The 22,714-nt window shown below is 58.2% G+C and carries 23 protein-coding genes; 7 read left to right on the top strand and 16 right to left on the bottom strand.

Annotated features, from left to right (window positions below; translation table 11 throughout):
• Window positions 1-20: 20 nt before the first annotated feature.
• From ilvC to ilvB, 3 genes are all read right to left on the bottom strand, one after another.
• Window positions 21-1,037 (bottom strand): ketol-acid reductoisomerase, encoded by a 1,017-nt coding sequence (gene ilvC / locus BQ7486_RS06780; protein WP_074009567.1) that lies wholly within the window; start codon window positions 1,035-1,037, stop codon window positions 21-23.
• Window positions 1,038-1,106: 69 nt separating this feature from the next.
• Window positions 1,107-1,604: an acetolactate synthase small subunit gene (gene ilvN / locus BQ7486_RS06775; protein WP_022372491.1), complete on the bottom strand. Its 498-nt coding sequence runs from the start codon at window positions 1,602-1,604 to the stop codon at window positions 1,107-1,109.
• A 3-nt stretch (window positions 1,605-1,607) separates the two neighbouring features.
• Window positions 1,608-3,356, bottom strand: a complete 1,749-nt coding sequence (ilvB, locus tag BQ7486_RS06770; protein WP_022372492.1) for a biosynthetic-type acetolactate synthase large subunit — start codon at window positions 3,354-3,356, stop codon at window positions 1,608-1,610.
• A 463-nt stretch (window positions 3,357-3,819) separates the two neighbouring features.
• On the opposite strand from ilvB, the gene BQ7486_RS06760 reads away from it, so the two are divergent.
• Both BQ7486_RS06760 and BQ7486_RS06755 read left to right on the top strand, forming a co-directional pair.
• Window positions 3,820-5,157 (top strand): sodium-dependent transporter, encoded by a 1,338-nt coding sequence (locus tag BQ7486_RS06760; protein WP_074009448.1) that lies wholly within the window; start codon window positions 3,820-3,822, stop codon window positions 5,155-5,157.
• Window positions 5,158-5,284: 127 nt separating this feature from the next.
• Window positions 5,285-6,613, top strand: coding sequence for a sodium-dependent transporter (locus tag BQ7486_RS06755; protein ID WP_074009447.1), 1,329 nt, complete (start codon window positions 5,285-5,287; stop codon window positions 6,611-6,613).
• 53 nt (window positions 6,614-6,666) lie between these two features.
• On the opposite strand, the gene BQ7486_RS06750 is transcribed toward BQ7486_RS06755, so the two are convergent.
• The gene (locus BQ7486_RS06750; protein ID WP_074009446.1) at window positions 6,667-7,476 is read right to left on the bottom strand and encodes a TrmH family RNA methyltransferase; all 810 of its coding nucleotides are present in this window, start codon (window positions 7,474-7,476) and stop codon (window positions 6,667-6,669) included.
• 123 nt (window positions 7,477-7,599) lie between these two features.
• On the opposite strand from BQ7486_RS06750, the gene BQ7486_RS06745 reads away from it, so the two are divergent.
• Window positions 7,600-8,799 (top strand): M20 metallopeptidase family protein, encoded by a 1,200-nt coding sequence (locus BQ7486_RS06745; protein WP_074009445.1) that lies wholly within the window; start codon window positions 7,600-7,602, stop codon window positions 8,797-8,799.
• Window positions 8,800-9,026: 227 nt separating this feature from the next.
• Entirely contained in the window at window positions 9,027-10,877 is a 1,851-nt protein-coding gene (locus tag BQ7486_RS06740; protein ID WP_074009444.1) for an AMP-dependent synthetase/ligase, read from the top strand.
• A 69-nt stretch (window positions 10,878-10,946) separates the two neighbouring features.
• On the opposite strand, the gene BQ7486_RS06735 is transcribed toward BQ7486_RS06740, so the two are convergent.
• Complete coding sequence (locus BQ7486_RS06735; RefSeq protein WP_074009443.1) at window positions 10,947-12,209, bottom strand: aspartate kinase; 1,263 nt, start codon at window positions 12,207-12,209, stop codon at window positions 10,947-10,949.
• Window positions 12,210-12,594: 385 nt separating this feature from the next.
• Between BQ7486_RS06735 and BQ7486_RS11930 the strand changes: the two genes are divergently transcribed.
• Window positions 12,595-12,759, top strand: coding sequence for a hypothetical protein (locus BQ7486_RS11930; protein ID WP_154666314.1), 165 nt, complete (start codon window positions 12,595-12,597; stop codon window positions 12,757-12,759).
• Between the two features lie 260 nt (window positions 12,760-13,019).
• Window positions 13,020-13,736 carry a ribulose-phosphate 3-epimerase gene (rpe, locus tag BQ7486_RS06730; RefSeq protein ID WP_074009442.1) on the top strand — a complete coding sequence of 239 codons (717 nt, stop codon included), beginning with the start codon at window positions 13,020-13,022 and terminating at the stop codon, window positions 13,734-13,736.
• Window positions 13,737-13,800: 64 nt separating this feature from the next.
• Here the strand turns inward: rpe and BQ7486_RS06725 are convergent, their stop codons facing one another.
• Genes BQ7486_RS06725 through BQ7486_RS11695 form a run of 5 tightly spaced genes read right to left on the bottom strand, consistent with a single transcriptional unit; the run spans window position 13,801 to window position 17,234 of the window.
• Window positions 13,801-14,439 (bottom strand): flagellar biosynthesis protein FlhF, encoded by a 639-nt coding sequence (locus BQ7486_RS06725; protein ID WP_143183083.1) that lies wholly within the window; start codon window positions 14,437-14,439, stop codon window positions 13,801-13,803.
• Entirely contained in the window at window positions 14,436-14,873 is a 438-nt protein-coding gene (locus BQ7486_RS06720; protein ID WP_022373239.1) for a DNA polymerase III subunit chi, read from the bottom strand. The genes BQ7486_RS06725 and BQ7486_RS06720 overlap by 4 nt, the downstream gene beginning before the upstream one ends.
• A 32-nt stretch (window positions 14,874-14,905) precedes the next feature.
• Entirely contained in the window at window positions 14,906-15,415 is a 510-nt protein-coding gene (locus BQ7486_RS06715) for a CreA family protein (RefSeq protein WP_074009440.1), read from the bottom strand.
• Complete coding sequence (locus BQ7486_RS06710) at window positions 15,412-16,974, bottom strand: leucyl aminopeptidase (RefSeq protein ID WP_074009439.1); 1,563 nt, start codon at window positions 16,972-16,974, stop codon at window positions 15,412-15,414. Before BQ7486_RS06710 ends, BQ7486_RS06715 begins: the two co-directional genes overlap by 4 nt.
• Window positions 16,971-17,234, bottom strand: coding sequence for a hypothetical protein (locus BQ7486_RS11695; protein WP_162272246.1), 264 nt, complete (start codon window positions 17,232-17,234; stop codon window positions 16,971-16,973). The genes BQ7486_RS06710 and BQ7486_RS11695 overlap by 4 nt, the downstream gene beginning before the upstream one ends.
• On the opposite strand from BQ7486_RS11695, the gene BQ7486_RS06700 reads away from it, so the two are divergent.
• On the top strand, window positions 17,224-17,622 hold the full coding sequence (locus BQ7486_RS06700) for a VOC family protein (protein ID WP_074009437.1): 399 nt from the start codon (window positions 17,224-17,226) through the stop codon (window positions 17,620-17,622). The two genes, BQ7486_RS11695 and BQ7486_RS06700, sit on opposite strands and share 11 nt — an antisense overlap.
• A 60-nt stretch (window positions 17,623-17,682) precedes the next feature.
• On the opposite strand, the gene BQ7486_RS06695 is transcribed toward BQ7486_RS06700, so the two are convergent.
• The 6 genes from BQ7486_RS06695 to tsaB form a co-directional block, all read right to left on the bottom strand.
• Window positions 17,683-18,840, bottom strand: a complete 1,158-nt coding sequence (locus BQ7486_RS06695; RefSeq protein ID WP_022373235.1) for a lipopolysaccharide assembly protein LapB — start codon at window positions 18,838-18,840, stop codon at window positions 17,683-17,685.
• 28 nt (window positions 18,841-18,868) lie between these two features.
• The gene (locus BQ7486_RS06690; RefSeq protein ID WP_074009436.1) at window positions 18,869-19,738 is read right to left on the bottom strand and encodes a uracil-DNA glycosylase; all 870 of its coding nucleotides are present in this window, start codon (window positions 19,736-19,738) and stop codon (window positions 18,869-18,871) included.
• A gap of 25 nt (window positions 19,739-19,763) precedes the next feature.
• Window positions 19,764-20,930, bottom strand: a complete 1,167-nt coding sequence (locus BQ7486_RS06685) for a hypothetical protein (protein WP_074009435.1) — start codon at window positions 20,928-20,930, stop codon at window positions 19,764-19,766.
• A 96-nt stretch (window positions 20,931-21,026) separates the two neighbouring features.
• Complete coding sequence (gene rimI, locus BQ7486_RS06680; RefSeq protein ID WP_074009434.1) at window positions 21,027-21,503, bottom strand: ribosomal protein S18-alanine N-acetyltransferase; 477 nt, start codon at window positions 21,501-21,503, stop codon at window positions 21,027-21,029.
• On the bottom strand, window positions 21,496-21,927 hold the full coding sequence (nikR, locus tag BQ7486_RS06675) for a nickel-responsive transcriptional regulator NikR (RefSeq protein WP_074009433.1): 432 nt from the start codon (window positions 21,925-21,927) through the stop codon (window positions 21,496-21,498). Before nikR ends, rimI begins: the two co-directional genes overlap by 8 nt.
• Before the next feature lie 10 nt (window positions 21,928-21,937).
• The gene (gene tsaB, locus BQ7486_RS06670) at window positions 21,938-22,672 is read right to left on the bottom strand and encodes a tRNA (adenosine(37)-N6)-threonylcarbamoyltransferase complex dimerization subunit type 1 TsaB (RefSeq protein ID WP_074009432.1); all 735 of its coding nucleotides are present in this window, start codon (window positions 22,670-22,672) and stop codon (window positions 21,938-21,940) included.
• Window positions 22,673-22,714 lie beyond the last annotated feature (42 nt).

The following is a 22,714-nucleotide window of genomic DNA, read 5'->3' as shown; positions in this document are numbered from 1 at the left end:
ATAAAGCCGGGATGTGTCAGTTAGTTCTTGCTCTTGTCAACCAGGCGGTTGGCGGTGATAAAGGGCATCATCTGACGCAGTTTCTGGCCGGTCACTTCAAGCGGATGCTCAGCGGTGAGGCGCCGTTCGCTGCGAAGCTGCGGGTAGCCCAACTGGCATTCGGCGAGGAAGCTCTTGGCGTACTCACCGTTTTGAATCTGGCGCAGGCATTCGCGCATCGCCTTGCGGCTTTCCTCGTTCACAACCTTCGGGCCCGTGTAGTACTGGCCGTATTCGGCATTGTTGGAGATGGAGTAATCCATCGTGGCGATGCCGCCTTCGTAGATGAGGTCCACGATGAGCTTCATTTCGTGGCAGCACTCAAAGTAAGCCATTTCGGGGGCGTAACCGGCTTCAACGAGGGTTTCAAAACCGGTCTTGATGAGCTGCACCAAGCCGCCGCAGAGCACGGCCTGTTCGCCGAAGAGGTCGGTTTCGGTTTCCGCGCGGAAGGTCGTTTCGATGATACCGGCTTTGCCTGCGCCGTTGGCGGCGGCGTAAGAAAGCGCCACGTCGTGGGCGGTGCCGGAGACGTCCTGGTAGACGGCAATGAGCTGCGGAACGCCCTGGCCTGCAACATAGGTGGAGCGCACCGTGTGGCCCGGGGCCTTCGGAGCAATCATGATGACGTCAAGGTCGGCGCGCGGCTCAACCTGACCGTAGTGCACGTTAAAGCCGTGGGCAAACGCGAGCGTCGCTCCCTGCTTGATGTTGGGGAGCACCTGGTCGCGGTAGACCTGAGCGATGTTTTCGTCAGGAATGAGCATCATGACGACGTCGGCCGCTCGCACCGCATCTTCAACGGTTGCGACCTTAAGACCGGCTGCGGAAGCCTTCTTCCAGCTTGCGCCGTCCTTACGGACGCCGACCGTGACGTCAACACCGGAATCGTGCAGGTTGAGGGCATGCGCATGGCCCTGACTGCCGTAGCCGATGATCGCCACTTTCTTAGCCTTGATGAGCGAGAGATCAGCGTCCTTATCGTAGTAAACCTTCATTTTTTTACTTCCCTTTTTAGTGTTGGGAGCCATGGGGCTTGACTCCCGGTCAAAACAAACAGAAAAAACTTAAGCTCTCAAAACCCGTTCACCGCGCGCGATCCCGCTTGCGCCCGTGCGGACGGTTTCGAGAATGATTGACTTGTCGATCGCCTTTAAAAAGGCGTCGCTCTTTTCAACGTTACCGGTGATTTCGATGGTGAATGTCTTGTCGGTGACGTCAATCACGCGGGCACGGAAAATTTCCACCATGCGCATGAGCTCGTCGCGGTCACGGCCCACGGCACGGACCTTGACGAGCATCAGTTCACGCTCGACATACTCGTTTTCCATCAGATCCACGACCTTAATCACCTCAATGAGGCGGTTTAAGTGCTTTGTGATCCGTTCAATGGTTGCCGAGTCGCCGCGGCTGACGATCGTCAGCCGCGAAATCGTCGGAACTTCGGTGGGGGCCGCCGTCAGAGACTCAATGTTGTAGCCGCGGGCGGCAAAAAGGCCCACCACGCGGGAGACGGCGCCGGCTGCGTTTTCAATGAGCACAGACAAAATATGCCGTTCTTTCATTGTTTAATTCTCCTCGGGCAAAACCATGTCCGTGAGGCCCTGTCCCGGACCCACCATCGGTAAAACCGGCTCTTCGGGGGCGATGTGCACGTCAATAAAGACAAGTTCGTCCTTGTACTTATTGAAGGCAAGGTCAATCGCCTTATCGAGTTCCGCGTAAGTCGTGGCTCTCAGACCAATGTGGCCGTAGCACTCGGCAAGCTTTACAAAGTCCGGCTGCACGTCCATCACGGACTCCGAGCAGTGGCCCTGATAGTAGGCTCGCTGCCAGAGCGCGACCATCCCGAGATAGCCGTTATTTAAAAGGAAAATCTTGGGGTGAAGGCCGTACTGCTTGGCCGTTCCCAATTCCTGAATGTTCATCTGAATCGAGCCGTCACCGGTGAAAAGGACGCTTACCGCATCGGGGTGCGCAACCTGAACGCCCAGGGCGGCCGGCAGTCCGTAGCCCATCGTGCCGAGGCCGCCCGAGGTAAGCCAGTGGCGCGGCTCTCTGAATTTCAGATACTGCGCGGCCCACATCTGATGTTCGCCCACGTCTGTCGAAAAATAGGCGTTTTCGCCCGCTGCGGCCGCGACGCGCTCAATAACGGCCTGCGGCAGGATGGGCTTGGCGGCGTCAACCTTATAGTGCAGGCACTTCTTGGCCTTCCAGGTGTCAATGCGGTTCATCCAGGCGGCGAGCGCCTCGGCGTCCGTGCGTGTCTGCGTGGCTTCAAGCTGAGAGAGAAGCTCTGCGAGAACCTCGCGCACGTCGCCCACGATCGGAATGTCGGTTCTGACGTTTTTGGCAATCGAACTCGGATCAACGTCAACCTGAATGACGGTGCGCTCATTTTTCTGCCAGTCGGCGGGATTTCCGATCACACGGTCATCAAAGCGCGCCCCCACGGCAAAGACAACGTCACAGCCCTGCATCGCCATGTTGGCTTCGTAGGTACCGTGCATGCCGACCATGCCGAGACACTTGCTGTCTTTGGCGTCAAACCCGCCGATGCCCATCAGGGTTGTCACAACGGGGTAGCCCAAAAGCGAGGCGATGCGGTTTAAAAGCGCCGAGGCGCCGGAAATCACAACGCCGCCGCCCGCGTAAATGAGCGGACGCTTGGCTGTGAGCAGTACCTGCAGTGCCCTGCGGATCTGGCCGGGGTGGCCCTTTAAGACCGGGCGGTAGCTCGGAATATCAATCTTTAAAGGCCACACAAACGGGCACTTATTGACCTGAACGTCCTTCGGAAGGTCAATCAGCACGGGGCCGGGACGGCCGCTTCTGGCAATGTAAAAGGCTTCTTTAATGGTGCGCGCGAGGTCCCGGACGTCTTTGACAAGGTAATTGTGTTTGACGCAGGGGCGCGTAATGCCCACGGTGTCGCATTCTTGGAAAGCATCGGTGCCGATGAGGCTTGTGGCAACCTGGCCCGTGAAGACAACGAGGGGAACTGAGTCGGCGTAGGCCGTGGCGATACCGGTGACGCCGTTTGTCGCGCCGGGGCCCGATGTGAGAAGCGCAACGCCCACTTCGCCGGTTGAGCGGGCATAGGCGTCTGCGGCATGCAGCGCCGCCTGCTCGTGGCGCACGAGAATGTGGCGGAAATACTTCTGCTTGTAGATTTCGTCATAGACGGGAAGCACTGCCCCGCCCGGATAACCGAAGACGTGTTTTACACCTTCGGCATGAAGCGCCTCGATGACGATTTCGGCGCCTGACATAACTTTGGCGGATTCATCCGCCGCTGTCACAGTTGTCTGCATAGTGGTACGCGTGATCCTTAATCATTTCCCGCGGGAGACGATCGGGATAACAGCCTTACGGAGGAATCCCCTCACGTAAACCCGTTCGGTCCGGACGGCCGCGGTCAACAGCCGCCGGTCCGCTTCTTGTTTTCGATCTCCGACCCTTCGGAGAGCGCCTCCGGCAAGAAGCCCCTCTGTCGGTCTGCCGCACGCCGTGGTTGACGTGAAGGCCTCTGAGGTCAGACGCCGGGCGACAGTCTTGGGGTACATTACACGAAAGGCGCTTCTGATTCAGCCCAAAACCAAGCTTCACCTCTCTCTCAGTGATGCCTTTTGCGTTTTAGCCAATCTCCTACGATTATTCCCTTAAAATACACAGCCTAATAATTCCCCGCCCGTGTGTCTTAAGGACAACGCGCAGCCCTCCTCACCGGTGCCGCCGCGGGGATGCGTTTTTTGTATTTGCTTCAGTTTTTGATTTATGTCGCAGCAGCATTCCGGGACCCAGTGGGGGTCCCGTTTCGGTTTTATTCTCGCAAGCGCCGGTTCTGCGATCGGCCTCGGGGCGATCTGGAAGTTCCCTTACTGGGCGGGCACCTACGGCGGCGCCAACTTCATCATCCCCTTCATTCTCTTTACCTTCACGATCGGTATTGCGCTGCTTCTGGGGGAACTCGCAATCGGCCGCGCCGGCCGCGGCAGCGCCTTAAATGCCCTCAGAAAAACCGGCGGCCCCGTCTTTACGGTTTTAGGGGGCATCGCGGTTTTAACGAGCTTTGTGATTCTGTCCTACTACTCGGTTGTGGGCGGCTGGTGCGTGAAGTACCTTTTTGACGCTCTCACCGGGCACCTTGTGACCGACAACGCCCGGCTTCTGACCGACAACTTCCGGTCACTCGTCGGTAACGGCCCGGTGAACTGCGCCTGGCATATTCTCTTTCTGACGCTGACCTGCGGCGTGATTGCCGCTGGGGTCATGCAGGGCATTGAAAGGCTTTCAAAGTACCTTCTACCCACCCTTTTCGTGCTGATGATTTTTCTCATTGCCCGGTCGCTCACGCTGCCCGGCGCGATGGAAGGCGTTGCCTTTCTCTTTAAGTTTGATCCCTCTGCCGTGACGCTTGAAGGGCTTTTAAACGCCATGGGCTTTACGTTCTTTTCGCTTTCGCTCGGCTGCGGCATCCTTGTGACCTACGGCTGCTACGTCAAGGAAAGCACGGACCTGCCCAACTCATCCCTTTGGATTGCCTGGCTTTCGGTGCAGACGGCAATTCTGGCGGGTTTGATGATCATGCCGGCCGTCTTTGCGCTCGGCCAGGATCCCAACGCCGGTCCGGGCCTTGTCTTTGTGACGATGCCGCTCGTTTTCTCGCAGCTTCCGATGGGAGGCATCTTTGCCCTTCTCTTTTACGTGTGCCTTTTAGTGGCGGCGCTCACCTCCTCGGTGTCTCTTCTGGAAGTCTGCACCGCTTACCTCACAAGTGAATGGCATATGACCCGCCGCCGCGCGGTGACACTCTGCTACGTTGCCCTTGCGGTGCTCGGCTGCGTTTCAGCCTTAAGTTTCGGACCGCTTTCGGGCTTTACGGTGGGCGGCAAAAACGTCTTTGAGCTTCTGGACTACGTCTGCTCCAACGTCATGATGCCCCTGGGGGGCCTCTCGATCGCGCTTTTGGCAGGCTGGAAGGCCTGGCCCGTCTTTAAGGCGCAGATCAACGCCGTGCATCAGTATCCGGCGGCGCTCAACATATTTCTGAAGTTTTCCCTGCGGTTTTTGGCGCCGCTGCTGGTAATCGTTGTGGTTGCCACCGGTCTCTGAGCGAAAGTCTCTAAAGCGTCTGACGCAAACGGTGTTCCGGACTATTTTTCGGGACACCGTTTTTCCTACCGGCCCGAATCCTCGGTACACTCGGGCGCACCACGAATTCTTTTATTGCGACAACATTATGTCTGAACGCATCAACTGGACAAGCCGCCTGGGCTTTATTCTCGCGAGCGCCGGAGCGGCCGTGGGCCTCGGGGCCATCTGGAAGTTTCCGTATCTCGCGGGCAGTAACGGCGGCAGCGCCTTTCTCTTTCCCTACGTGATTCTCTCCTTCACGATCGGGCTTGTTCTGCTGTTGGCCGAAATTGCGCTGGGGCGGCTCGGTAAAGGCGGCATCGTCACCGCCTACCGCGCGATCGGCGGCAAAAAGTGGGCCGTTTTCGGCTACCTCGGCATTCTCACGGGCTTTTGTGTGCTGTGTTTTTATTCCGTGATCGGCGGCTGGACGATTTCCTATCTCGTCGATGCCCTGTTGGGTAACAGCATCGTGGCCGATAAAAGCGCGCTTGAAGCGCACTTTGGAGCGCTCGTGGCAAACCCCATGGTTTCGATCGGCTTTCAGGCGGCGTTTCTGATGTTTACCGCCTGGGTCGTTGTCTTTGACGTTGCCAAGGGGATTGAGCGGCTTTCCAAAATTCTGATGCCGCTTCTGCTGGTGCTCGTTCTCATCGTCATCATCCGCGGTGTGACGCTGCCCGGGGCTTCAGCGGGCCTCTCCTACCTTTTCAGCTGGAACAGCGATGCCTTTACCTGGAAGAGCCTTCTCGCGGCGATGGGCTTTACGTTTTTCAGCCTCTGCGTGGGCTGCGGCTGCATGCTCACCTACGGCTCCTACCTAGCCAAAGATACGGACCTTGTGTCGGGCTGCGCGTGGATTACGTTTCTTGCGACGGCCGCTTCCGTTCTCGGGGGCCTCATGATCATGCCCTCGGTGTTTGCCTTCGGGCTTGATCCCACGGCCGGCCCCGGGCTCACGTTTCTCACGATGCCCGTCGTTTTTGCGCAGCTCCCCTTCGGACAGTTCTTTGCGGTTGTCTTTTACGCGTGCCTGGTGCTTGCGGCGATCACAAGTTCCGTGTCGCTGCTGGAGCTTGTCGCAGCCTACTTTATTGACGAACTCGGCATGAAGCGCTTCTGGGCGGTGACGCTTGTGACCTTCGTAATGCTTGTTGTGGGAAGCTTCTGCGGGCTTTCCTTCGGCCCCCTGGCGGACTTTAAAATCGCGGGCCGCACGATTTTCGATAACTTCGATTACTTCACGAGTAACCTGAGCCTTCCCGTGGGCGGGCTCGTTGTCTGTGCTTTAGCGGGGCTTGTGGCCTGGAAGTCCGTGCGCGAGGAACTCAACGTCGGACGTGTGCGTCCGGCCTGGGAACTTGCCGCCTTCCGGGGACTTCTCGCGATCGGAGCCCCGGTTCTCATTCTCATTGTGCTCGTTACCGGTCTGTAAGAAAACCGGGCGTAAATACAAACGGTCTGATTGCGCGTCAGACCGTTTTTTGTTCAGGCGCGGTTTATAAGCCGGCGCCGTCTCTGCTCAAAAAGGCAGACTGCGGCGGCTGCGCCGACGTTAAGGGACTCACACTTGTCTTCAATCGGAATGAGGTAACGGGCGTCCGCAACGCTTAAAGCTGCGTCGGAGAGCCCCGGGCCTTCAGCGCCCATCATCCAGACGGTGTGCCCCTGCTCCCACCCTTGACTGCGGAAAAGATCCGCGCCTCCGCGGGCATCGGCCGCAAGCCGCCTTGCCGCAAAAAGGCCGGGGAGTTCTTCTGAGGGCACGTTTTCGTAAATCACCGCACTGAAGTGGGCGCCCATGCCGGCCCGGAGGACTTTCGGAGACCAAAGCCCCGCCGTACCCGGAGAACTCACGATATGGGTGACGCCGCTTGCAAGCGCCGTACGAATGAGTGTCCCGGCGTTTCCCGCATCCTGCACGCCGTCAAGGTACAGCGCGTCCGCGGCAAGCGGTTTATGCGGCCGGTCAAACGCCGGAACCGGGATTTCAAGCGTAAGGCCCGAGCCGTGCTCCACGGGCGAAACCGCGTCGTAAAGCGCGGGCGCAACCACAAACGTGCGCACGCTCCCCCGCTTGGCAATCGCCTGAGCGTAGCCCATGGCTTCGGCCGAAACACCCCCGTCTCTCAGAAGGATGCTTTCCACCGGAAAGTCCCGCTCGAGGATGACGCCCGCGAGGTGCGCGCCTTCGGCGAGCGTAAAGCCCGTTTTGCGCGCTGCGCGGGGGCTTTCCATGATCTTTTTCCAGCGGCGGTAGCGGTCGTTGGCCGCCGAAGTAATGGCAACGGTCTGCATGAAAGTGCGTGCTCGGGTTGACGGTTGGTTGAATGCGGCCTCATTTTAGCGGTTCGGCTGAGACCTTCTGCGCGAAAGGCATAGAATCTCGAAGCACAGAAATTCTCAAAGCATGGAGACATCATGTCCATCGTTTTAGCCGATAAGGTTTTTCCTGAAATCGCCGCCTGGGGTGATGAACTCACCGCAATCCGCCGTGAGATTCACAGTCATCCGGAACTCGGTTTTGATACGGCGGTGACCGTCAGCCGCATCGTGACGCTTCTCAAAAAATGGGGCATCGAAAAGATTGATACCGACATTGTCAAGGGCGGCGTCATTGTTGAAATCGACGGCAACCGTCCGGGTAAGACCGTGGCTTTGCGTGCCGACATTGATGCGCTCCCGATGAATGACTGCTCCGAGAACAGCTGGAAGAGCACGATTGAAGCCCGCGCTCACGCCTGCGGCCATGACGGTCATCAGACGTGGCTGATGGCAGCGCTGCGTTACCTCAACCTCAAGCGCGACTTCCCGGGCCGCGTGATCGGTATTTTCCAGCCCGCCGAAGAGCTTGCCCAGGGCGCTTTGGCCGTGATTAAAGCGGGTGTGCTTGAAAAGTACGGCATTGCTGAAATCTACGGCGCGCACACCGAACCGATGCTCGATAAGGGCGTGTTCGGGTTCCGCGTGGGGCCGCTGCAGGCCTCTTCCGACAGCTTCTGGGTGACCGTTCACGGCGTCGGTACCCACGGCGGCCGTCCGCATCTGGGTGTGGACCCGATTCCGGTGGGCGCAGCCATCATCTCGCAGCTGCAGACGCTTGTGAGCCGCAGGCTTAACCCCGTGGAAACCGGTGTTGTCTCGATCTGCTCAGTAAACGCCGGGCGCTTTGAGACCGCCAACGTCATTCCCCACCAACTCACCTTAAGCGGTACGGTGCGCACATTCCTGCCGGAAGTCCGCGCAATGTTTGAGGAAAAACTCAAGAAGATCGTGACGCTTACCGCGCAGGCCAATGACTGTACGGCTGACATCAACTACGTGCATCAGTGCTCGGCCGTTATTAATGCCGAAGAGCAGACGCGTGCCGGCATTGACGCCGCCACAAAACTCTACGGTCCCGAGCACGTCGTGCCGGAAATGACGCCCTTTATGAGTTCGGAAGACTTCTCCGAATACCAGGCCAGAATTCCGGGCGCCATCATGCGCGTGGGCGTGCGTGACACCAACCATACGGCAACGCTGCACAGCCAGGCCTTTGACTTTAACGATGAGGTGCTGCCCGCTGCGGCCACACTCATCGCGCAGATCGCCCTCTCGCGCTTAAACGCCCTGGCGTAACTGCCGGCCGGTGCGCTCTTTCGGCCTCCGCGGGACACGTTTCCCGCGGAGGCCGAACATTATCCGACACGGTAGCGTCCCACCCTCATCATCCGTACGGATGAGTTTTTGCCCCTTGACGCCCTCGAAAAAGCCCTTATGCGTTAGAGTTACGGGATCACCTGCCCGACGGGCACTGCAGTCACTCAAACGGATGAGAGACTGCGCTGACGAATACGAAAAAAACGATGAATAAACCGCTATCAGCAGCCGCTCTGGAACGCCGCCGTGAGCTTGATCTTTTAAGAACGCTGCCCGAACTGCTCACGCATCACCTCGAAAAGCGTGCCGACATGCCGATTTACACCCAGTGGTCGGCCAAAGAAAAGGCCTGGAAAACCTATTCGGTCAAAGAGACCGTTGATCGGGTCAATGTCTGGCGTCATGCGCTTGCCGCCGAAGGCTTAAACCGGGGCGAGCGCGTGGCAATGCTGCTGCCCAACTGTTTCACGGCCGTCGTCTTTGACCAGGCTGCGCTTGCCTGTGCTTTGACGCCTGTGCCGCTTCACGCCGTGGATACGGCGGGGTCTTCCTCCTACATCATGAACGACAGCCAGGCGCGCGTCCTGGTGACCGCCAAAAAGGCGAAGTGGGAAGCGATCCGCGATACCGAACCCCATTCCTTCTTAAAGACCGTGGTGATCACGGACGATGAAGTGCAAGATCACAAGGAAGACGGAATCCGCGTCGTGGGGGTTGAAGCGTGGCTTGCGGGCGGCGCAGGGGCAGAACTTCCCGCCGGACCCGAACCCACGGATCTTGCGGCGCTTGTCTACACCTCGGGAACGACCGGCAAACCCAAGGGCGTGATGCTCACGCACCGCGCAATTCTTGCCAACGTGACCGGAGTGCTGCAAAACGTCTGCCCGGAACCCGAAGACGTCTGGTTTTCGTTCCTGCCGCTTTCGCACACCTTTGAGCGCACGACCACGTACTACACGGCCCTGGGCTGCGGCAACCGCGTTGCCTTTAACCGCAACATCAGTCTCATTCAGGATGATTTAAAGCAGATCCGTCCGACCGTGATGATGAGCGTGCCGCGGATTTACGAAAAGATTTACGAGAAAATCCAGGATCAGCTCGCCAAAAAGCCGAAATTCATTCAGTTTCTGTTTCAGTGGGCCGTGGACTGCGGCTACCGGCGCTTTTGCCGTGAAAACGGGCTGCCCGTTGAGTCGGGCGGCCTTCTCGCGCTCCTTGATCCCCTCTTTGCGGGATTCCTGGATAAAAAGGTCGGCGCCGGTATCCGCTCCGTCTTCGGCGGCCGTCCGCATATTTTTATTGCCGGGGGCGCAGCCTTTAACCCCCAGGTGAGTAAAACGTTTTTGGGGCTCGGCGTGAACATCATGCAGGGCTACGGTATGACGGAAACAAGCCCCATCATTGCCGTCAACAAAGAGGGCTTCAATCACCCGGCAACGGTTGGCGTAGCGCTTCCCAACGTTGAAATCCGTCTGGGCGAAAACGATGAGCTGCAGGTGCGCGGCCCCTCCGTGATGCTCGGCTACTGGAACCGCCCCGCCGACACCAAGGCCGTCTTTACCGATGACGGCTGGCTTAAGACGGGCGATCAGGCCGACATCTACGCCGACGGTCACGTCCGGATCAAGGGCCGCATCAAGGAAATCATTGTGACGAGTACCGGAGAGAAGGTGCCGCCCGCGGACCTTGAGCAGGCGCTTGAAAATGACCATCTCATCAGTCAGGCGATGGTTTTCGGTGAAAATAAGCCCTTTATCGGGGCGCTTGTGGTCTTAAACCCCGAGCGCTGGAAGGAACTTGCAACTGAGCTTAAGCTCAATGCCGACGATCCCGCTTCACTTAACGACCGTGCTGCACGCCAGGCTGTCTTAAAGCGCGTGAAGGCCGCGGCTAAGCGCTTTCCCAACTACGCCGTGCCCCGCTCCGTCAAACTTATGCTTGAGCCCTGGACGATTGATAACGGGCTTTTAACCCCCACGCTTAAATTAAAGCGCGGCCCGATCAAGGCACGCTTTGCAGACGCAATCGACGCGGTCTACGGCGAAATCAAAGCCTGAGGTTTTACGGATACAAAAAAGCGGCCGTCTGATTTTTTCCGGGCCGCTTTTTTTGTGCCTGACGGTTGTTTAAAGTTCCGTCGCAGGTGCCTTATCCAGGCCGAAGGCGTCATGCAGCGCCCGCACGGCAAGCTCCATGTACTTCTCTTCGATCACAAGGCTCACCTTAATTTCCGAGGTGCCGATCATGAGAATGTTGATGCCCTCTTTGGCAAGCGTTTCAAACATCTTGCAGGCAACACCGGCGTGGGTGCGCATGCCAACGCCCACAACGCTCACCTTGGCGATGTTCGAGGACGTCGTGATGTCGCAGGGGCCTGTGACGGGCAGCACTCCGCTCTTTAATACCTTCACTGTCTTTTCAAGGTCGCCCTTGGGGACCGTGAACGTAAAGTCCGTCGTGTCCTTACCGGTGTTCTGCACGATCATGTCAACATCAATATTGTTGCTCGCAACCGGTCCCAGGATCTTATAAGCGATGCCCGGGGTATTGGGCACATGAGAAAGGGTGACCTGCGATTCATCGCGGGTGCAGGCAATACCGGTGACAAGGGCTTTTTCCATCTTGGGATCTTCCTCAAACGAAATCAATGTGCCGCTTACGGCTTCTTTTTCAACCGGGATATCCGGATCAGTCAGGCTCGACAAAACACGCAGGGGAACCTTGTATTTGCCGGCAAATTCGACGCTGCGGATCTGCAGAACCTTGGATCCGAGGCTCGCAAGCTCGAGCATTTCCTCAAAGCTGATCGCGTCAAGCCTGCGGGCCTTGCGCTCAATACGGGGGTCCGTCGTATAGACGCCGTCCACGTCCGTAAAGATGAGGCATTCCTGCGCCTTTAAGGCAACGGCCATCGCGACGCCCGAGGTATCGGACCCGCCGCGGCCGAGCGTGGTGACGTTGCCGGCGGTGTCTCTGCCCTGAAAGCCCGCAACGATCACGACTTTGCCGGCGTCAAGCTCACGCTTTACCGGTTCGCAGTCAATGCTTTCGATGCGCGCCTTGGTAAAGGCGCTGTCGGTGTGAACCGCCACCTGCGAGCCGTTAAAGCTCACGGCATCCACGCCGATTGATTTAAGCGCCATCGCAAGCAGCCCGATGGAGACCTGCTCGCCGGTGCTGGCGATCACATCGAGTTCCCGGGGATCGGGATTGGGCATGATTTCCTTGGCAAGCCCGATCAAGCGGTTCGTTTCTCCGCTCATGGCCGAAACCACAACCACCATCTGATATCCGGCTTTGTGCCATTTGGCGACGCGCCGCGCGACATTTTTAATGCGCTCCACGCTGCCCATGGACGTTCCGCCGTACTTGTGAACGATTATTGCCATATAGCTCGGCCTAATTCTGAGTGAGTTTGTCGGTGCGGCAGAGCTGATAGCTTCAGCGCTGCCGCGGTCTGTGAAATCGTTTCTGATTTTGTCAGAAAGGGGCCCGTTTCGGACCCGTGAGACACGTTTTTGCCCATAAACCTCTCGGTATCTTGACAACTGACAAGCAGCAGGAGAGAAAAAACTTAGGCAATACGTCGGATAGGTAAAGTTTTTTAGAACTCCCATTAGAAATCTTTACGTTTTGGGGTAATCTAGGGTTTTTACTGAGTAACTTTTGACTACAATGCCTTGTCTCGGTGGTGCTGATCTGTCCCGGACATATGCCCTGAAACAGGAAGAAATCGAGGCGTTTCAGCCCGCCCGTTAGGAGGAAGTTTTAACCATGATCCGTGCAACCGCTACCGTTGTCCTGCACAATTTTTCGATGTATGCGAACGCTGCAGCCAAAGGCAATGCCGTGCTCGTGACGTTTCATTCACAGCCCTGGTGCCTCATCGGCCCCGTGTCGCTTCTGAATGAACCGGAAAAAAGACGTGCCGCGTCTTAAACGCCACGGACGCCTACCATCAGTTTTCCACGAACGCCCAGCTGGCTCACCGCGGCAACATCACGCTTGTGAGCTCACGGGGCAAACTGCGGTGCGGCTTTTTCCCGCCCGCTTTTGCCGAACGTCTCTCGGTTAAAGACCGCGTTGTGCGTGAATTCATCGAAGGCTGAGCCCAATCTCATTACAATGACCGGCAACGAGCCCGGAAGTCGTTTTCACCGTGCTCATCACCATCAATTCCTGACAGAACCCCACCCGCTATGCCGGTCACACAATTTCCTGAAAAAGGCGCGTGTTTCATCGCCCCCTCTATTCTTTCCGCGGACTTTGCCCGTCTCGGCGAAGAAATCCGTGACGTCATCGATGCCGGAGCCGACTGGATTCACTTTGACGTGATGGACAACCATTATGTGCCCAACCTCACGGTGGGGCCCCTGGTGTGTTCAGCCGTGCGCCCTCACAGCTCGGTTCCGATTGACGTGCATCTGATGGTCGAGCCCGTTGATGCGCTCGTACCGATGTTTGCCAAGGCCGGTGCCGACATCATCACCTTTCACTGTGAGGCAAGCCGGCACATTGACCGCACGTTAAGCCTTATTCACGACAACGGGTGTCTCGCGGGCCTTGTCTTTAATCCGGCAACGCCCCTCGATTACCTCACCTATGTCATGGACAAGGTGGCCGTGATTCTTCTGATGAGCGTCAATCCCGGTTTCGGCGGCCAAAAGTTCATTGCCTCGGCTCTTACAAAGATCCGCGCCGCGCGCACGATGCTTGATCAGTACGAAAAAGAAAGCGGCCGGAGGATTCTCATTGAGGTGGACGGCGGCATCAAGCCCGAAAACATCGCTCAGTGTGCCCTCGCCGGTGCCGACGTATTTGTCGCGGGAAGCGCCGTCTACGGCAAGAAAACCAAAGCCGGTTACGCCGAAGCAATTGCGAGCATGAAAAAAGCCGTCAGCGGGGCGACGGCTTAAAAGCAGACGGATTTTTACGTCAAGGCCGCCCGGGAAACGTCCTGCGGGCGGCTTTTCTTTGCTCTCAGAGTTTGCCGAGCGTCTGCCGCACGGTCTGCTCCACAGCGACTTCCACGGCCTTTCCGAGGTCCTTTCGGATGCGGCCCGCGGCGGTCTGCAGCGCCATTTCCACGATGATGTCGATGTTGCCTGCAAGGCGCTCACAAAGCTGTGCGGTGACCTCATGGGTCATTTCTTCAATCATGTGCTCGTCAACGGTCTTTGCGGGTGATGCCCCCTGCATTGCGGCTGCCGGTGTTTCAGAGGCCTTCGCGCGCGGGGCGGACTCCACGGCCTGCGCATTTTTGGCCATACGGAAACCCGCATGCATGCAGGCGGACGCAGGCGCAGCAGGGGCCTGTGTCCGGGGCGCAGCGGCATCGGGCACCGCACAAGCGGCCTGCACCTGGGGCTCGCCCGCAGGCCGGGCTGCCTCAGGCTCTTCAAAAACCGGTGTCCGCGGCTGATCGGTTGGCGTCACGGGGGCAGCGGGCTCTGCGGGCGGCATATCCTGCAGCGGAATCCCTTTTTGCGCGAGCGACTCAAGCCGTGCCTTCTCGTTTGTGAGCGTATCCGTGAAAACGCCGGCCGCTGCCTTCTGAAGGTCTTCCCAGGTGTACGTCACACGTTCCTGCAGCACAGGCGAAGAAAAAGTCGGGTTCACTTGGATTTGCTCCTGTCATAGGCTTTGAGCACAACGCCCGCAGCCCGGTAAATACGGTAGCGTGCACGGGCGGCGGTGAGTTCCGCCGCGTTGCTTGTGACGATGTCAACCACACGCTCAAACGGTTTTAACGCGTCCTGCCAGTTTTCAGGCACCGCTTCGTCTAAAAGAATCAGCACCTTGTCGTGCGGCAGGTCGGAAAAGACCGAACTGAAATGCACGCTGCATTCTGAGGCATAGGCGTCCTTGGCCCAGCTGTGCGGGATAAAGGTGAGATCCTCAAAACGCCAGAGATCATCGTAGACACGCTTTAAAAGAACGGGATCGCGGCTCCAGACGGCAACAGAAAGCCCCATGCCCTGCACCTTTTTAATAAGGCGGCAGGCATAAAGCGAGCGGTTGGCAACGCCGAAGTGAAAGTCGATCTGTTCCATGATCCCGTCATCTTAACGACTCGGCCTGAAAACTAAAAGCGGCTTTGAGCTCCCCCGCTTTCCCCTGCGGCAGAAACAGGCTTTACGTACGCCGCCGTTCCCCAGAGCGGAATCGTGGAGATGCTGTGCTCAAAGCTTCCGGTGGTTTCCTTCGTGGCGTACGAGATGTAAATAAGCGTCTGATTTTTGGCATCAAAGATCCGGCGGATCTTCAGGCGCTTTAAAAAGACGCTTTTACTCTTGGAGAAAATCACGTCGCCGTCGCTGCCTGAGGTTTTGATGCGCTCAATCATCGCGGGTGTGATCTCCCCGGTCTGTCGGCAGGAAACCGCGCTCTCGGAAGGGTCCGTAAGGCTTAACGGAGACTCAATGGAAGCGACGTGGCAGGTGACGCCCGGCACTTCGGGATCGACAAAGGCGTTCACGGTGATGTCCTTGAAGGTAAAGATCCCGAGCGAGACGTCCGCCACGTCACCCTTGCCGCAGCCCGCCAGCATGAGCGCTGCGGCAGCGGTGACCACCCCAAGCTTTAAGGCGCTCATTTGGCTGCCTTTCTGCCTTTGCGGGCAGAAGTTTTTTGAGCTTTCTCAGCGGGGACCGCATCCTTAAATTCCCCTGCGGTACGGCTTCTGAGCCAAGCCAAAAGAAGCGGCAGCGGCCGGCCCGTCGCTTTTTTCTGGCCGCTGTGGGTGTTGGCGGTACCTGCGACATCCAGGTGCGCCCAGGGGCACTTCGGAGCAAACGCTTCTAGAAAAGCCGCCGCGATGCTTGCGCCCGGGCCTGCGGCTGCACCGATATTGGCCATGTCGGCCACATCGGACTTCAGGGCCTCCGTGTAGTCTTTTCCGAGCGGCATGCGCCAGACGCTGTCGCAGGCGGTGTCGCCCGCAGCCTTAAGCTCTGCCGCCAGACGCGAATCATTGGCAAAAAGGCCGGAGTGTGCGCTTCCGAGCGCCACAATGATGTGGCCCGTGAGCGTAGCGGCGTCCACGACTGCCGCCGGCTTAAAGGCTGCGGCACGCACGAGGGCGTCGGCAAGAATGAGGCGCCCTTCGGCATCGGTATTTAAAATCTCCACGGTCTTGCCGTCGGACATCGTGATGACGTCAGAGGGTTTCAGTGCCGTCCCCGAAGGCATGTTTTCGCAGGCAGCGACAAGGGCCGTGACGTTCACGGGGAGCTTAAGTTCAGCCGCGGCTTTGACTGCCGCGAGCATCACGGCTGCGCCGCACATGTCAAACTTCATCTCATCCATGCCGCGCGCGGGCTTCAGAGAAATACCGCCTGCGTCAAACGTGATCCCCTTGCCCACGAGCACCACGGGTGCGGCTTTACCGGCGCCGTTATACGAAAATTCGATAAAGGCGGGTTCAACGGCAGAGCCTTTGGAAACGCCCAGGACGCCGCCCATCTTTGCTTTTTCAATCGCCTTACGGTCCAGGATCTTGACGCTGAGGCCCGTACCGCGCTTGCGGGTGAGTTCCTTTACGGTCTGCGCAATATAGTGCGGCGTGCAGATATTGGGCGGGAGTTCCGCGAGGTGCCGCGCCCAGTGAATGTTTTCGGCTTCAATGCGGCCGGCTTCAAGCGCGTCGGCCACGGCCTTGGTTTTTTTATCGGAAACCCACACGAGCTTTTCAAGCACAGCGCCTTCGGTGTGCGCGCTCTTCAGGGTAATTTTGGGTGCGAGTGTACAAAACGCCGTGCGGGCTGCGGTAAGCGCCTTCCAGGCTTCATCTCTGTCGGTGACGGTCCAGTCCTCGGCAGCAAGAATTACTTCGCTGGTGCCCGCGGCTTTGACGGCAGCCTTAACGGCAGCAACATAGTCATCCTGCGTCATCGCGCCCGCTTTGCCGAGCCCGACAATCACAAGGCGGCTGACGCCAAGGCCCGCGGGCTGCAGCAGGACCGTTGTTTTACCGGGCGTGGTGCTGATGTCGCCCGCCTTAATAAGCGCTGCGGCATTCGTGAGTTTTGCAGCGGCGTTTTCGCCTGCGGCCGTCCAGGTGACGGTCTTTGCGGTTTTGCCTTCGTACACACCCACGATGAGTGCGGCACCTTTAACTTTTGAGGCTGCCGTTGTCTGAACTTCCGTCTTCATTTTTTAATTTCCTTTTTGCCGGGACCGACTGGGACAGCGGCCCGATGTTTGTTGCCGGGCATTTTAGAGCCCGCGGCGAGCGAAAAACCGGCTTTGTTGCCAACCATTGCACTTTGCCGCCCGTCCCGGCTTTCTGCGGCATCTTGAATTTGCCGCCCGCAGTGCCATAATCCATGAATGGCTGATGTGAGATCTGTATTGAACCAGTCTCCCCCGGCCGATTCGGTTTTTCGCCAAAAGAGGAACACTATGGAAAACATCCCGAAGCTCAGATTTGCGCATCCCACCGACAATCTGGAGCGCAGCATTTTCTTTTACCGCGACGGTCTCGGGTTTGAAATTCTGGACCGCTACACCGAGCAGCAGGGATGGGACGGCGTGATCTTCGGCCACAGAGACTGGCCTTATCAGATTGAGATCTCGCAAAAGAGAGGGACTGATCCGGTACCGAGAAACGCCACCGTCAACCACTTCCTCGTTTTTTCGCTCCCTGAGGCCGAGCACTGGGAGCGGCGTCTTAAGGCCCTCTTTGATGCGGGCTTTACCCAGGTTCCGGTTCCGGAACTCTATAACGACGGGGCTTCGGCCTGCTTCGAGGACCCCGACGGCTACCGCGTTGTACTGAGAAAGGGCTTCTGGAAAAAGTAAGGTTCTTTCAAAGCGCTGACAGTTCGGCCCGCCGGAAGTTTTCTCTGACGGGCCGTTTTCTTAAGACTCTTCAATACGCTGCGGCGGGAACGCGTCCCAGGTTTCGCACCCCGGGCACTGCCACAGGAAGGTATGCGCCAAAAAGCCGCAGTGGCGGCACTGATAGCGCCCGAGCTTTTTGGCTTGTTTGGCGGTGATGTCGGCTAAAAGCGCGGCCTCCTCGCTTTCCGGATTTTCCTTGCGGCGCATGGCGCAAAGGACACTGAACGCCGAAAGCGAAGGCTTTTGCTTTAAGGCAGCCACTGCAAAGGCGCCGGCGGCCGCGGGGCCCTCCCAGTTATCCAGGCGGTTCACGGTTGCGGCGAGAATATCAACGCTTCCGGTTTCGGCAAACGCTTTCTTCAGAAACGCCAGGGCCTCCCCGCGGTTTCGGACCGCCAGAACATCGGCTTTTTTGGCGGCAATAAGCGAGAGGTAGCGGGGATTGTCGTCTTCGATCCGCTTCCACGCGGCAAGCGCTTCGTCGGTCTTTCCTTCAGAAAGCGCTACGTCCGCGGTAAGCGCCAGCGCACGGACGTTGTCGGCCTTAACCGTAAGGGCATTCTTGAGAAACTCGCGGGCGCGGGCAATGTCTCCGGATTTACGCGCGAGTTCCGCGCGCTCACACCAGTAGTGTGAGATTTCGTGCGAAAGGTCACGCCCGAAGTCTTTCTCAAGCGTCTCGGCCGTTTCCGCGGCCTTGACCCAATCGCGCTCCGTGCAGAAGATGTGCATCAGCGCGTCAAGCGCTTCGAGTTTGCGGTCTTTACTCTGCGCAAGCATCTCGTAGGCAGCCTGGGCGCGGTCGTACATCCCGGCCTTGAGAAAGTCCTGGGCAAGTTCAGACAAGGCAAGCATCCTTTCGCTTTCGGAGAGTTCCCCGCGCTTAACGAGGTTTTCGTGAATGCGGATTGCCTGATCAAACTGTCCACGGAAACGAAAGAGGTTACCCAAAGCGTGGTGCAGATCCACGGTTTCGGGGTCAAGGCGCACCACTTCCATAAAGTGGTCGATTGCCTTATCGGGTTTGTCGGACAACAGAAGCGACAGGCCCTTAAAGTAGTTGTCGTCCAGGCCGTGCGTTTCTTCCTTGCGCTGCCGGCCGTCTACGCCTCTGAGCCACCAGCCCGCACCGAACAAAAGCGGCACAGCCGCGAGATACCAAAGTTCAAAGTCCATCAGAAAATTCTTCCAGGTTAATTCGTGCTCAATCCTTAGCCAAGAGGCTCTTCGCTGTGAGAATATCGTGCCAGCTCACTTCTTTGGCTGCCGGGTTTCTCAAAAGGTACGACGGGTGATAAGACACAACAGCCTTCACAGTGCGGCCGGCGCACATCACTTCATGCACCGAGCCCCGTAAGCGGCTGATTGAAGTCTGAGCAACCTCGGGCATCATCGCCGCCACCGCGCATTTCCCCATCAAAAGCAGCGCCTTGGGCTGCAAAAGCTCAAGCTGCCTGTCTAAAAACACACGGCAGGCTGCGGCTTCTTCCGGCAGCGGATCACGGTTTCCGGGCGGCCGACATTTAAGCACATTGATGACCGCGGCATCTTTGCCGCGCTCAATGCCGCTCGCCTTGAGAATGGCCGTTAAAAGCTGTCCGCTTTTACCGACAAAGGGAATGCCTTCCAAATCCTCATCGCGCCCCGGGGCTTCACCGATAATGACCAAAGGACAGCCGGGCGCTCCGTCAGAGGGTACGGTCTGCATGCGGTGCTCGGCCATGGCACAGGCGTGACACCGGGCAATCAGCCCCTTTAATTCGTCCCAGCCCGCGGTCTTGGCGGCCGCAGCAAGCGCGGCATCCTGCACCGCAATCACTTTCTTGGGCTCAGTGGAAACTTCGGAAGCGGCCGGCACACGCCGCGCAAAAGGCGCGGGTTTCGCAGCCGGTTTCAGTGTTGCCGTAGGCGCTGTCCTCGGCTGAGCGCGTGCGACCGGCACTGCCGCCTGTGCCTTTACGCCGGTTTGAGGCGCTTCAGAAGCGAGCAGCGGATCCTCGGACGAGCGCAGCAGCCACTGCGGTCCGATATCCATTGCCTGCCACAGTAAGCTTTGTTCGCGGGTAAGAGCCATGGTTTGATTGTGAGCTTGAGTCCGCTTAGTTTACCGCGGCACTAAACAACCCGCGTCTAAGGCGCGGGGTTTCCTGACACGGTGCAGGCTTTCCCGCAACAGGCAAAGGTTTTAAGGCCTCGTCTGCCCAGGCGTCTCCTGCACCACAGGAACAATTAAAACGCAACCGCTCTACGGGTACGGGCTTCATCAGCTCGATCCGTCGGTTCCGGCGAAGGTCTGCTTCGTCTTGCCGATTCGCTGGTTTGTACTGCACTATCGATCCGGCGTTCCCTGAGACTTGTTTGAGCCTCGCAAGCGCTGATTGCTCAGCCTTCAGATCGTAGCTGTCAGTGGCGGGATCCGCAAAATACAGGTTCATGGCGGCCGCGACATCGCGGTCCATGGCACGTAAAAGACGCGCAATCTCCTTTTCCTGAGAGACAGTGCCCGCGCTCACCAAAATCTTCTGCTGCCACTCGGGGCTGTAAAAAGTCATGGTCCTCGGGCCCGGGTCAACAGCCACCTTGAGATCCTTGGGAGCATAAACGTGCTTGACGGGCGGTACGCCTTCGACAATGAGCTGAACAAAGTAGCGCATACGGCCGCGGATCATCCGCCAGAGAAGACGGCAGTATTTGACACGCTTAAAGCCGGACGGATCTGTTGCTGAAAGAAGAGCTTCTTTCTGCCAGGCATCCGGCGCTTCAGCCTTTATCACCAGATCCAGAACCTCGAGCGTCCACGTCTTGGCCTTCCAACGCAGCCTTGTTTTGTTTGATTTTCCCTCAACGCTGTGCAAGCCCCGTTTAGCACGCTTAAACCGCGGCTGACCGCCCTGATGAAGCAGCCAGCGCTCAATGCCCTGCCAGAGACGTGTGGCAATTTTCTGCGCTTCGTTGATGCCGATGCGCTTTGTAAAGCCGCCCTTGGCACGGTGCTCTTTTACGACATCATGCAGGGCATACTCGGAAAGGCGGGCGGACTTCTGAATTTCCTTAAACCGCTTGTTACGGTCTTTGCCTTTGGGCATCGCGGCCGTCAGCTTCCACTCTTCCGAAGCTTTCATGGCGCGCACGCGTTTCTTTGCCGTTCCAAGAACAGCATTGAAGAGCTGGCGTGCATCGGAGAAGCAGGTCTCCAGCGCGCTTTCCGGATCCTCTCCGGTTTTCAGGCCCAGCTCGATGACAAAGGACGGTGTGCGCGATTTCATAGCGGCTGAATATACCTTAAGCGAAAACTATGTACATGGTTTAGTTGCGGTACAGCCAAAATTTAAAAAAATCGAAAGCCCGCATTCCTCCACAGCTTAAAGGCCGTGGCTTCCCGCAGGAAATTCCGTGAGCCCGCAGTCCATGAGCACCGCGTCTTCCCTGCCTTTTTCGGCCGGATAGTAGCCGCGTCTCACACCCACACGCTTAAAACCGGCTGATTCATAAAGCCGGAGTGCCCGGGTGTTGCCGATTCTCACCTCAAGCCGCATGAGGCGCCCGGCGCGCTTTCGGGCGTCTGTCATGGCATTCATGAGCAGCGCCCGGCCGAACCCCCTGCCCTGAAACTCGGGATCCACCGCGATTTCCAGGAGTTCTGTCTCATCAAAAACCTGCATGACGATGCGGTAGCCCGCAATCTTGCCTGCGGCAAGTGCGACCACACAGTCGTAGCCTGCGGCGAGAGCCGACTGAAAGTTGGCAACCGTCCAGCCGAAGGGATCAGCGCGCTTGGAGAGCGCCGCAACGCTTTCGATATCGGCCGTTGCCATGGGGCGGAAACTGAGATCATTCATGATGATGGTGGTCGTGCTCAGAGGTTTTGCTGAGCGGAATGTAATTCACGGCCCCGTGCTCGACCCCGGTTTCCGCGGTGAGCGCTTCCGCAAGGGGTTTTACTTCAGAGAGTCTGCCGCGCATGACAACGGCCTCGGCACAGCGCTTTTCATCGATATGCACGTGCATGGTGGAAATCACGAGATGCGTGTGCGCATGCTGATGCTCGGCCATACGTTTGGAAAGCTGCCGCTCATGGTGGTCAAAGGCGTAACTCACAACCGCCACGCAGCTCCCCGCATCGTCACTGACTTCCCGGCGCGCGAGTTCATTGCGCACAAGGTCCCGCACGGCTTCGGAGCGGTTGCTGTAGCCCCTTTCCTCAATGAGCCGGTCAAAGGCTTGGGCCAAATCATCATCAAGCGAAATCGTGACGCGCTGCATACCGCCTTCCTCAGAGTTTTTCGCCCGCCTGACGCTCTTTAATGGTGAGCGCCACGCGGTTGCGGACATAAATCGGAGAGGCAAGCGACGCCGTGACCACTTCGCCCTTCATGAACATGGTGCGCGCCAGAAGCGCCACGCCGCGGGACGTCACTTCAAGTCCCGCAAAAACGGGGCATCCCGCAGACTCCGTTGCTTCCGGATAGACGGCAAAGGCAGAACCAGCCGCTGCGCCGCAGTTAAATTCACGGACGAGGTTTCCGATTTCTGAGGGCTTGACGGCCGCGGGCTCACTGAGTGCCGCCGGGGCATCCGGATGCCCCGCTTCAAAGGCCTGAACGTAACACTCGTGCATGCGGGCGTCCAGAGCAATCAGAACGCGCCTGACGTCCGGTTGTTCACGGAAAAAAAGAACAGCAGCGGCAGTAAGCGTCGGCACACAGATGACAGGTCTGTCAACGGCCCACGCCAGGCCCTGGGCGGCTGCGCAGGCTGTCCGGATCCCCGTGAAGGCCCCGGGCCCGGCGCCGAAGGCAACGGCCGCGCAGTCAGCGACCGTGACACTTCTTTCTTTTAAAACGGCGTCCACCAAAGGCAACAGCCGTTCGGTGTGTTTGTTCTTTTCCCGCTCAACGAGCTCAAGCACCCCGCCCGCGGCGTCAATCAGGGCGGCCGACACACTGTCGGCTGCCGTATCCACGGCAAGGATGAGGCCGGTAGCGGCCGCGTGTTCCGTCTGCGTCATTGTTCTTTGCAAAATCCCTAACCAATCATGAGCACCCGAAAG

Source organism: Duodenibacillus massiliensis, from assembly GCF_900128485.1.
GTDB classification, from domain to species: domain Bacteria; phylum Pseudomonadota; class Gammaproteobacteria; order Burkholderiales; family Burkholderiaceae_F; genus Duodenibacillus; species Duodenibacillus massiliensis.
The sequence above is the reverse complement of the archived record's forward strand: the minus strand, read 5'-3'. Positions and strand labels throughout refer to the sequence as shown.